This is a genomic window from Pseudonocardia nigra (assembly GCF_019396355.1).
GTDB classification, from domain to species: Bacteria; Actinomycetota; Actinomycetes; order Mycobacteriales; family Pseudonocardiaceae; genus Pseudonocardia; species Pseudonocardia nigra.
Map to the genome: position 1 here is coordinate 42426 of NZ_JAHKRK010000030.1, position 10431 is coordinate 52856.

Sequence of the window (10431 nt, forward strand, 5' to 3'; positions counted from 1 at the left end):
TACGGGCAGTAAAGCATGTGCGGCGCGTCACGGGAAGGCCCTCAGCGCGCTCGAAGCGGTCGCTGCCAGACCCTTTTTCACGCGTCCGGATAGATGCCGCCTATGGCAGGAGTGTTGACCGTGCGGGCACGCTGCCGTAGGAGTGCGCCGTGGAACGACGTCACCTCGAGTACTTCCTGGCCGTGGTGGACCACGGCGGGTTCAGCGCCGCGGCCAGCGCGCTGCTGGTCGCGCAGCCGTCGCTGTCGCACTCCATCAAGGTGCTCGAGCGCGAGCTCGGTGCCGAGCTGTTCCACCGCCTGCCGCGCGGGGTGCGCGTCACCGCCGCGGGCGAGGCACTCGTCGACTCGGCCCGCCGCGCGTTGCGGGAGATGGAGGTCGGCCGCGCCTGCGTGCAGGAGGTCGTCGGTCTCACCGCGGGCAGGCTCGACCTCGTCAGCCTCCCGACCCTGGCCCTCGATCCCCTCGCCGAGGTCATCGGCCGGTTCCGGCGCGCCCACCCGCAGGTACAGGTGCGCCTGATGCAGTCCGAGCTCGGGGACGACGTGCGCGAGGCGGTACGCAGTGGCGCCGCCGAGCTCGGGGTCGCCGACACGATGAGCCGGCCGTTCGTGGAGCTCCAGAGCGACTACATCGGCAACCAGGAACTGGTGGTCACATTGCCGCCGGGAACACCGGAGCCGAAGACCGGGACGATGAGCATCGATGAGCTGCTCACGCTGGACCTGGTCACCGGCTTCACGGGCACCCTGGTCCGCGACCTGCTCACCAAGGAAGCCGAACGCCGGGGCGTCGAGCTGTCGGTGGCCGTGGAGGTCGGCCACCGCGAGTCCGCGCTGCACTTGGTGGTGGCCGGCGCGGGCTGCGCCGTGCTACCCCGCCCACTGGCCCGGGTCGCCGCGCTCGAGGGTGCCGTGCTGGTGTCGGTGGATCCGGCGCTGAAGCGCGAGATCCATCTCGTCCGCCGCCCTGGAGTGCTCTCCCCCGCCGCCCGGATCTTCCTCGACATGCTGACTCCCCAAACGGACATATAGAGGGCTTCTATCGGCAGGCTCGACATCCGGTCTTTGTCGCGGACACGGACATGGCGCTCCAATCGAACGGCTTCCCCGCGCAGAATCTGGAGGGCCCATCGATGAGCCTGACCCGACGTTCACTGATCCACGGCTCCCTGTCGCTGGGCGCCGCCGTGACCGCCGCTCCCCTGCTACCGCAGGTCAGCACAGCGGCGGAGCCTGCCAGCAGCGACGCACGCACCAAGGTCGTCCTGCTCGGAACCGCGGGGGGTCCCTTCCCCGACAACGGCCGCAGCGGCATCGCCTCCGCACTCGTGGTGGACGGGCAGGCCTATGTCGTCGACGTGGGCCAGGCCGCAGCCAACCAGGTGTTCAAGGCCGGCCTGCCCTACGACAGCATTCGCGCCGTCCTTGTCAGCCACCTGCACTCCGACCACATCGCCGACCTCTACAACCTGGTGTGGCTCAACTGGAAACCCCGCCGTGGTGGTGAGGTGGCCACCCCCATCGAGGTGTTCGGCCCGGGTCGGGCAACCGGTCTGCCGGAGAAGTCCGGCGGCGGCCAGGTGGCGACCGTGAACCCGGAGAACCCGACACCGGGCACGGTCGACTACTTCGCGTCGTGCGTCGCGGCCACGGCCTATGACGTCAACGAGCGGATGCGGGACACCGAGCGGCCGGACATCCGAACGGTCTTCCGCGCACACGACATCACGGTTCCGGCGGTCGGCGCGGGACCCCACGGGCCGTACGCTCCGCCGGTGGAACCGTGGGTCGTCTTCGAGGACGACCGGGTGCGCGTGAGCGCGATCCTGGTGGACCACCCCCCGGTGTACCCGTCGTTCGCGTTCCGCTTCGACACCGCGGACGGCGCCGTGGTGTTCAGCGGAGACACCGCGCGTTCGGACAACCTCGTCCGGCTCGCCCGCGACGCCGACGTCCTCGTCCACGAAGTGATCGACATCGACTACTTCACCGACCAGCAGATCCCCCCGAAGCAGCTGGCACACCTGCGGGACTCGCACACCGACGTCGCTGATGTCGGCGCGATCGCCGAAGCGGCGGGCGCGCGAACACTGGTGTTGAACCATCTGGTGCCGGCCGACGTGGACGCGATTTCGGACGCGACATAGCGCCGCAACGCAGCAGGGCTTCTCCGGCACGGTCGTCATCGGCCGGGACCTCCTGGAGGTCGCCGTGGTCTCCGGCACGAACCACCCGGGTTCCGGTGGGAAGCCGTCGTGACGGGAGCGTCTCCAGCCGTCAATCGGGCGGCGCGCCCGCGTCCGGCGGGCGCCTGCCCACGGTGATCCCACCGTCGACGACCAGCACGTGTCCGACCACGTAGGACGCCGCGTCGGAACACAGCCACACCGCGGCATCAGCGATCTCCTCGGGCTCGGAGGCGCGGCCGACCGGCTCCGCGGCCAGCGCCGCCCGGGCCCACTCCGGGTTCTCGGCCATCGACTGGCGGGTCATGCCGGTGAGCGTGAATCCCGGGGCAATCGCGTTGACCCGGATTCCCGCCGGCGCATGCTCGATCGCCGCGACCTTGGTCAGCCCGACGACGCCCGCCTTGGACGCCGCGTACGCACCGAGGGTCGCGTTGCCGGTGATCCCGGCGACCGAGGCGGTGTTGACGATGGAGCCGAAACCCTGGCGGGCCATCAGCTCCAGCTCGTAACGCAGGCAGAGGAACACGCTGGTGAGGTTCACGGCGATCGTGCGGTCCCAGTCGGCCTTCGCCATCGCGTTGATCGGCCCCGCGGCGCCGGAGATCCCGGCGTTGTTGTGGGCGAAGTCCAGCCGCCCGTACCGGTCGGCGATCGTGGCGATCAGCTGTCGCACGTCGCTCTCCTCCGCGACGTCCACCCGGTGTCCTTGCGCGGTCCCCCCGTCGCGGGTGATGTGATCGGCGGTCGCCTCGGCCCCGGCCGCGTCGATATCGGCGAGCACGACGGTGGCCCCGCGCCGGGCGAAGGCCAGGGCACTCGCCCGGCCGATCCCGGATGCGGCCCCGGTCACCAGCGCCACCCGGCCCGTCATGTCCTGCCCGGTCATCGGGGCGACTCCGCCAGCCCGATCGACTGCTTCCAGGTGGCCACCGACTCCTCCTCGGTCCTACCGCTCTCCTCGGCGACGGCCTGCACCGCGTCGATCCCGACCAGCCTCCGCACGGGAAAGGCCCGCCCGTCGGTGATCGCCTCCAGCACGGCGTCGGCGACGTCCTGGGGGTCGCCCGCCCCCGCCACGGCGGCGGCCACGGCTGCCTCCATCGCCTCCCGGAACGGCGCGTACGGCCCCTCCTCCCGAAGGGAGCCGCTCTCGCGCCTGCGCCGGTTGTCCAGGATGCTCGTGGCGAAGAACCCCGGATCGAGCTGCCGGACGCGGACACCGAACGGCTCCACCTCCACGGCGAGCCCCTCGCTCGCCACCCCCAACGCGTGCTTGCTGGCCGCGTAGGACCACGTCATCGGGCGGCCGGGCAGGCACGCGTCCACCGAACCGATGTTCACGATCACACCGCGGCCGCGCGCACGCATGCCCGGCAACGCTGCCCGGATCACCTGCAGCGGACCGAAGAAGTTGGTGTCGAACAGGCGGCGCAGGTCCGGCTCGGGCAGCGCCTCCATGGCGCCGAACATCCCGATCCCGGCGTTGTTGACGAGCACGTCGAGCGGCGCCGCTGCCGCCACCGCCTCGGCGACCGATCCCGCATCGGTGACGTCGAGCCGGAGCACGTGCACGTCCAGCCCGTCCGCGGCCATCCGGTGCAGCTCCGGCGCGCGTTCCGGCGACCGGACACCGGCGTGGACCCGGTAACCGTGGCGGGCCAGGGTGTGCACGACGCGCAGTCCGATCCCGCTGGAGCAGCCGGTGACCAGTGCGGCGGCGCTCATGACACCAGCTCGGACACGCACTCGTCGAACACCTCGGTGTGCGTGTCCACGTCGGACTCCGTGGTCGCCGGGCACATCAGCGCCATGTTGTGGAAGGGGGTCAGCAGGACACCGCGGTTGAGCAGGTGCAGGTGGATCGCCGCCTCCAGTCGCGGCGCGCGGAACCGCTTCGCCTCCCCGCCGTCACGCGGCGCGCGCGGGCTGAACAGGTACTCCACCCGCGCCCCGATGCGCGTGATGTGCCAGGGCAGCGCGTGGTCGGCCACCACTCTCGCGACGCCGTGCTCGAACCGCTCGGCCAGTGCGCTCATGTACGCGTACGCCTCATCGGTCATCACCTGCTCGAGCGTCGCCCGCAGCGCCCGCAGGGTCAGGGCGTTGGCGACGAGCGTGCCGCCGAACCCGGCGTGGCTGATCCGGTAGTCGTCCTTGGCCGTGTACCGCTCGAACGCAGCGGCCACTTCGGCGGTCATGCCGTACACGGCGGCGGGGATGCCCCCGGCGAGCGACTTGCCGAGCACGAACAGGTCGGGGTCCAGGCCGTGGGCCCGGGTGTAGCCGCCGGGGCCGGTGGAGATCGTGTGGGTCTCGTCGATGATCAGCAGTGTGCCGGTGCTGCGTGTGAGGTCGCGCAGCGCCTCGTGGAAGCCCGGTTCGGCAGGCACCATGCCGACGTTGGTCAGCACCGGCTCGGTCAGCACGCAGGCGACGTCCCGCGCGGCGAGTGCTCGTTCGAGCGCCGGGAGGTCGTTGAACTCCACCACGGCCGTGGTGCGTTCCAGATCGACCGCGTTGCGGGCGACGCCGGGCTGCGGAACCATCCGACCGTCCTGCAGGGATACCTGGGTCTCGTCGACCGAGCCGTGGTACTTCCCGTTGAACACCAGCACCTTGTCCCGGCCGGTCATCACGCGCGCGATGCGGATGGCGAACCGGTTGGCGTCGGTCGCCGACGTCGCCAACTGCCAGTACGGCAGCCCGAAGCGGCGCGTCAGCTCCTCGCCGACGGCGATCGCGTCCGCGGTGGGCAGCATCGTGGTCGATCCGTTGCCGGCCTGCTCGGCGATCGCGTCGGCCACTGCACGATTGGCGTGTCCGAACATCGCGCCGGTGTCGCCGAGGCAGAAGTCGGCGTAGGAGTTCTCGTCGACGTCGGTCAGCTGCGCGCCGCGAGCGGCGGAGAGGTACACCGGGTACGGCGTCGGCCAGTTGGCCATCCAGTGCAGCGGTACGCCACGCGGCATCGAGCTGCGGCCACGCTCGTTGAGGAGCCGCGACCTCGGGTGGCTCTGCTCGAACCGCAACGTCTCCTTCTCGAGCATTGAGTCCACCCGAGCCGGATCGACTCCGTACTCCCCGCTCACAGCGACCGCACCGCCTCGACCACTCCGGCGACGAGCGTGTCCGCCTGCGCCTCGGACAGCACCAGCGGGGGCGACATGACGATCGTCGGACCGGAGGCGCGGACCAGCACCCCGCGGTCGCGGGCGGCGTCGGCGACCGGGGTGGCATCGTCGATGTCGAGCTCGACACCGAAAGCCATGCCGACACCACGCACCTCGAACACGCGCGGGTCCCCGTCGAGTACGCGCAGTCCCTCGACGATCCGGGCGCCGAGGGCACGGGCGCGCTCCAGCAGGCCCTCGGACTCGATCAAGTCGATGTTGGCCAGCGAGACGGCCGCGCCCACCGGGTGCCCGTTGTAGGTGAAGCCGTGCTTGAAGGTCGTTCCGTCGAGCATGGACTTCACCCGCCCGCCGATCAGTACCGCCCCCATCGGCACGTACCCGCTGGACAGGCCCTTTGCCGTCACCACGATGTCCGCGTCGATGCCGTAGTGCTCAGCGCCGAACCAGTGGCCGAGCCTGCCGAACGCGGTCACGATCTCGTCGAGGATCAGCAGGATCCCGTGCCTGCGCAGCACCTCCTGCACGCGCTCCCAGTAGCCGGGCGGCGGTGGCACCATGCCGCCGACGCCGAGCAGCGGCTCACCGATGAACGCCGCGATCCGCTCCGCCCCGATCTCGGCGATGGTCTGCTCGAGCTCGGCCACCAGCACATCCGTGGCGTCGGCACCGAGCCGCTTGCCGTGCGGCTTGCTCAGGTGGACGAAGCCCGGGTTGAGGGGCCCGAAGCCCTCGTGGAAGACGGGCAGCCCGGTGGCGGCGAGCGACGCCGACCCCACCCCGTGGTAGGCGCCCAGCCGGGAGAGGACCACCGTCCGCTCCGGCCGGCCCTGCGCGTGCCAGGCCAGCCGGGCCAGCTTGATGGCCGTCTCGTTCCCCTCCGACCCGCCGTTGGTGAAGAACACCGTGTCCAGGCCGGGGGGCGAGATCTCGACCAGCCGCGTGGCCAGGTTGATCGCGGGCGCGTTGGAGAGGTTCCAGAAGGACGCGTAGAACTCCAGCGTCCGCATCTGCTCCGCGGCGACGTCGGCGAGCTCGGCCCTGCCGTGCCCGACAGCGCACTGCCACAGGCCGCAGGTGCCGTCCACGTACTCCCTGCCATGGACGTCGCGCAGCAGCGCGCCCTGCGCACTCGCCACGACGAACGGTGGGGCCGCGCGGCCCACCACCGCATGGGGATGGAGCAGGTGGGCCTGGTCCAGCCGGCTCAGCTCGGCGGCGCTGCGCGCGCCGACGTCGCTCGGACTCAGGGTGTTCGTCATGATCACTCCAACCCGATCCACACACTCTTGACTTCGGTGTAGTCCTCGATCGCTTCGGTGCCCATCTCGCGGCCCCAACCGCTGGCCTTCATGCCGCCCCACGGCGCGGCCGGATCGATGCCGGCGACCATGTTCACGCGCACGCATCCGGCGTGGATCCGATCGGCGAGGTGGTGCGCCGTCGCCAGGTCCCGGGTCCACACCGAGGCCGCCAGCCCGTACTCCGAGTCGTTGACCCGCGCCGCCACCTCGTCGAGATCGTCGAAGGGCATGACGGTGAGCACCGGGCCGAAGATCTCCTCGCGAGCGATCCGCATCCCGTCGTCGGCATCGGCGAAGACGGTGGGCAGGTAGAAGCTGCCGCGTGCGAGCGGCCCCGCCGCCCTGGCTCCACCGGTGAGCAGCGCCGCCCCCTGCTCGACGCCGCTGCGCACGTAGCCGTCCACCCGCGACAGGTGCTCCTCGCCGACCACCGGGCCCATCTGCGTGTCCGGGTCCTGGCCGGGTCCGAGCTGCACGGCGGCGGCGGCCTTGGCGAGCCGCTCAGCGAACTCCTCGTACCGCGGGCGGGCGACGTAGAAGCGGGACGACGCCGCGCACACCTGCCCGGAGTTCTGGATGCCGCTCTGCAGGTTGCCCGCCACGGCACGTTCGAGGTCGGCGTCGCCGACGATCACGCTCGCGGCCTTGCCGCCGAGCTCCAACGACAGCCGCTTGAGGTTGCCCGCCGAGCCACGGACGATGCTGCGTCCGACCTCGGTGGAACCGGTGAAGGACACCTTGTCGACGCCGTCGTGCTCGACCAGCGCGCGGCCGGCTTCCGGACCCCCGGTCACGACGTTGACCACACCCGGAGGAAAGCCCGCTTCGATGAAGATCCGGGCAAGGCGCAACGCGGTCAGCGGCGTCTGCTCCGCCGGCTTGAGCACCACGGTGTTGCCGCACGCCAGGGCGGGTGCGAGCTTCCACGCGGCGATCAGCAACGGGAAGTTCCACGGCGTGATCAGGCCGCAGACGCCCACCGGTACGCGCCTGGTGTAGTTCAACGCGTCCGCGCGCGAGTGCGCCGGCGCCCGGCCATCGATCTTCGTGCACCAGCCCGCGTAATACCGGAAGTGCTCGACGGCGCCGGCGACACTCACGTTGCGCGCGATCCGCAGCGGCTGGCCCTGGTCGCGGGTTTCGAGGACGGCGATCTCCTCGGCGTCGCGCTCGAGCAGGTCGGCGACGCGCCACAGCAACCGCGCGCGCTCGCTCGGCGACATGCGCGCCCATTGCGGATCACCGAGGGCGTCGCGGGCTGCGGTCACCGCCGCGTCGATGTCGGTGGCACCGCCGTCGGGGACCACCCCGATCGTCTCGCCGTTCGTGGGATCGACGGTCACGAACGTCGCGCCGGAGTCCGACGCTCGCCAGCCACCGCCGATGAGGTTCTGACCGGCCTCCATCGCACCCTCCGCGTTACCGTGTACGTAACGTGCGTTACAGAAGACGAGCATATGACGTGGCGGGTGCAGACGTAAAGAGTCGAGGGGAAGTCCTCGCGGGCGGAGGCACCGCGAGGCGATGATCGAACGACGGTGGCGAGGCGTTGCCCGGAGCTGCGGGCTCTCACCACCGTCGTCGCCCGCGATCGCCGTCAGCCGGGTCGCGAGCCGGACGTGAACGGCCTCGTCGCCGAACCCGCCGCGCACGTGGATCCCGGCATTCCATCGGAGTCGATCCCGAACGGCACCGACATCGCGGGGTTGCCGGTGACGTCGGCCGGCTCACCATCGAGCACCAGGTACTTGCCGGCGTGCGTCACCAGGCCGTCCCGCGGTCGACGCCGTCGCCCGGTGCGGCGGCCAGGGTGGTGGCGAGCCGGGGTCGCCCCTCCCGTGGGGTGCGGGCCCGCAAGTACCAGTGCAGCCGCTCGGCGAGCAGGAGGCCGCACCCGGGTCGCTCGACCTCGGGCTCGCCCGAGCCACAGCCGCCGCATGATCGTCGATGTCCGCTCACCGGCAACGGACTGTCGGGTTCGTCCCGCGGTGAGCTCGGGTGAGCCCGCCTCCCCATTCCTCCGGCTGTCGGCAGGTGGCGGCCGCCCCTTACCGCGTACAGGATCGACGGTGACCGGCGCGACTGGTTCGGTCATCCACCACGAACGGAGCGTCCACGTGCAGATCGTCTACACCTTCACCCGCGTCGCCGTGACCGTACGACGGTGGTTCGAGATTGGTACCGCTGCGGAGATGGAACACGGCGCCCGCCTCGAGTTGGCACTGCTCGCGCAGCAGCCGCACCGCGGAACCGAGTCCGCGGCGCAGCGGACGGTCGTGGACCAGACGTTCTGGCGGGCGGACATCTTCGGACGACTCGACCGGCCCGATGCCCCGTACAGCGCCGCCCACTTCCACTCCCGATTCGACGGCGTCGAGCCGTGCGGACGGGAGTGGTCCGGGGACCTGACCGCGAACCCATGGGCGTGGCTCACCGATCAGCTGGAGCATCTCGAGGACCGGCTGGCCGGCGCCGGGTTCGACCCGGGACTGGCCGCCGACGACGGGAACGACCTCCGGGAGCTGGTTCCCCGGATCGTGGCGTCGGCCCGGGAGCTCGGCCCTGAGGTCCCGCTGACCCGCGACGAGGAGTTCCGCCTCACCCGAGACGCCGCCGAACGCGTCCGGCGCATGCTCGACATCGTCGAGGATCAGACGCGGATCGACCGCGAGCACATCGCGCCATGGCTACAGCAGGTCTGAAAAACCCCAGCCGGTGCCGGACCGAACCGGGCCCGGGGTGGCCTGGTCGAGCACCTCGGTGCGAACTCCACCTGACGCCAGGTCATCTCGGCGATCCCGGGGACGTGCCCGGTCGAGCGGATCATCTGCTCAGCGCCCACGTTCAGATGCAGGCTGCTCACGAGCGGTCGCACGAAGTTCACATGAGTACCGGAACCATGACGTCGGTGGGCGATCCCGTCGTTCTCCAGCTGGCCAAGCGCCGCACGCACGGTCACTCCGGCCGGCCACTACGGTGTCGGGTGCTCCTCGGCGAGCCGGATCGCGCCCGCGGCGCCGAACCCGCCCCCACGCGGTGGGGTCCGGCTACTCCCGGGACGTGAGGGAGCTCCCTGCGCTGTCACCGCTCGTGTCGCCGGTGCCGCGGCCCGCCGAGCTCGGCCTGGCCCAGCACTCGGAATGAGGGATGCCGAGCCGGACGGGGTCGAAGGTCGGGTCGATGCCCTGCTTGCGTTGGGCGTCGTAGTCGCGCAGTGCGATGAGTGCTGGTTTGGCCAGGAACAGCAGGCAGATCATGTTGACCCAGGCGAGGGAGGCGTAGCCGACGTCGCCGATTGCCCAGATCAGGTCGGCGGACTGGATGGCACCGAAGAAGGTCACGGCGAGCAGAACGCCCTTGAGCAACCAGCCGAGGCGCCGATGCCTTCCACGGGTGAGGTAGGTCAGGCTCGTCTCGCAGATGTAGTAGAAGGCCACCAGCGTCGTGAAGGCGAACAGAGCGATCGCGATCGCCACGAACGGCGCGCCGGCGCCGGTGAAGACGGAGTCCATGGCGGCCTGCGTGTAGGCCGGACCGGCCTCGACTCCCGCGAGGTTGGTGGCGAGGGCCGCACCGTCGGCGCTCTCGACGTTGTAGCTGCCGGTCACGAGGATCATGAAGCCGGTGGCCATGCACACGAGCAGGGTGTCGATGTAGATCGAGAAGCATTGGACCAGGCCCTGCTTGGCAGGGTGCGTGACCTCTGCGGCCGCGGACCCGTACGTGCCCTCGCCGACGCCGGCGACGTTGGAGAACATCGCGCGCCGGACGCCCCACGCGACGGCCGCGCCGACGATGCCGCCGA

The 10431-nt window shown here is 70.9% G+C and carries 10 protein-coding genes; 3 read left to right on the forward strand and 7 right to left on the reverse strand.

Going from position 1 to position 10431, the window contains the following annotated elements:
• Positions 1-149 precede the first annotated feature (149 nt).
• A complete protein-coding gene (locus KME75_RS10670) occupies positions 150-1034 on the forward strand; it encodes a LysR family transcriptional regulator (protein ID WP_219414436.1) in 885 nt (294 codons plus the stop codon).
• Positions 1035-1084: 50 nt separating this feature from the next.
• On the forward strand, positions 1085-2149 hold the full coding sequence (locus KME75_RS10675; RefSeq protein WP_219414437.1) for an MBL fold metallo-hydrolase: 1065 nt from the start codon (positions 1085-1087) through the stop codon (positions 2147-2149).
• A 130-nt stretch (positions 2150-2279) separates the two neighbouring features.
• Here KME75_RS10675 and KME75_RS10680 read toward each other — a convergent pair whose 3' ends face one another.
• The 6 genes from KME75_RS10680 to KME75_RS10705 all read right to left on the reverse strand — a co-directional run bounded on the left by KME75_RS10680 (position 2280) and on the right by KME75_RS10705 (position 8585).
• Complete coding sequence (locus KME75_RS10680) at positions 2280-3077, reverse strand: SDR family NAD(P)-dependent oxidoreductase (RefSeq protein WP_219414438.1); 798 nt, start codon at positions 3075-3077, stop codon at positions 2280-2282.
• On the reverse strand, positions 3074-3916 hold the full coding sequence (locus KME75_RS10685) for an SDR family oxidoreductase (protein WP_219414439.1): 843 nt from the start codon (positions 3914-3916) through the stop codon (positions 3074-3076). The genes KME75_RS10680 and KME75_RS10685 overlap by 4 nt, the downstream gene beginning before the upstream one ends.
• Positions 3913-5280, reverse strand: coding sequence for an aspartate aminotransferase family protein (locus KME75_RS10690; protein WP_308282684.1), 1368 nt, complete (start codon positions 5278-5280; stop codon positions 3913-3915). Before KME75_RS10690 ends, KME75_RS10685 begins: the two co-directional genes overlap by 4 nt.
• Positions 5277-6584, reverse strand: coding sequence for an aminotransferase family protein (locus tag KME75_RS10695; RefSeq protein ID WP_219414441.1), 1308 nt, complete (start codon positions 6582-6584; stop codon positions 5277-5279). The genes KME75_RS10690 and KME75_RS10695 overlap by 4 nt, the downstream gene beginning before the upstream one ends.
• Positions 6585-6586: 2 nt before the next feature.
• Complete coding sequence (locus tag KME75_RS10700) at positions 6587-8032, reverse strand: aldehyde dehydrogenase family protein (protein WP_219414448.1); 1446 nt, start codon at positions 8030-8032, stop codon at positions 6587-6589.
• Between the two features lie 355 nt (positions 8033-8387).
• Positions 8388-8585, reverse strand: a complete 198-nt coding sequence (locus KME75_RS10705; protein ID WP_219414442.1) for a hypothetical protein — start codon at positions 8583-8585, stop codon at positions 8388-8390.
• A gap of 110 nt (positions 8586-8695) precedes the next feature.
• Here KME75_RS10705 and KME75_RS10710 point away from each other — a divergent pair, with 110 nt between their 5' ends.
• Positions 8696-9328 (forward strand): hypothetical protein, encoded by a 633-nt coding sequence (locus KME75_RS10710; protein ID WP_219414443.1) that lies wholly within the window; start codon positions 8696-8698, stop codon positions 9326-9328.
• A gap of 345 nt (positions 9329-9673) precedes the next feature.
• Here the strand turns inward: KME75_RS10710 and KME75_RS10720 are convergent.
• Positions 9674-10431 (reverse strand): alanine:cation symporter family protein (locus KME75_RS10720; RefSeq protein ID WP_219414445.1); only part of this gene is annotated, 758 nt, incomplete at its 5' end.

Coding starts and splice junctions, on each gene's coding strand:
- KME75_RS10685 (WP_219414439.1), bottom strand. CDS start 3,916: ATGAGCGCCGCCGCACTGGTCACCGGCTGCTCCAGCGGGATCGGACTG.
- KME75_RS10700 (WP_219414448.1), bottom strand. CDS start 8,032: ATGGAGGCCGGTCAGAACCTCATCGGCGGTGGCTGGCGAGCGTCGGAC.
- KME75_RS10695 (WP_219414441.1), bottom strand. CDS start 6,584: ATGACGAACACCCTGAGTCCGAGCGACGTCGGCGCGCGCAGCGCCGCC.
- KME75_RS10675 (WP_219414437.1), top strand. CDS start 1,085: ATGGCGCTCCAATCGAACGGCTTCCCCGCGCAGAATCTGGAGGGCCCA.
- KME75_RS10680 (WP_219414438.1), bottom strand. CDS start 3,077: ATGACCGGGCAGGACATGACGGGCCGGGTGGCGCTGGTGACCGGGGCC.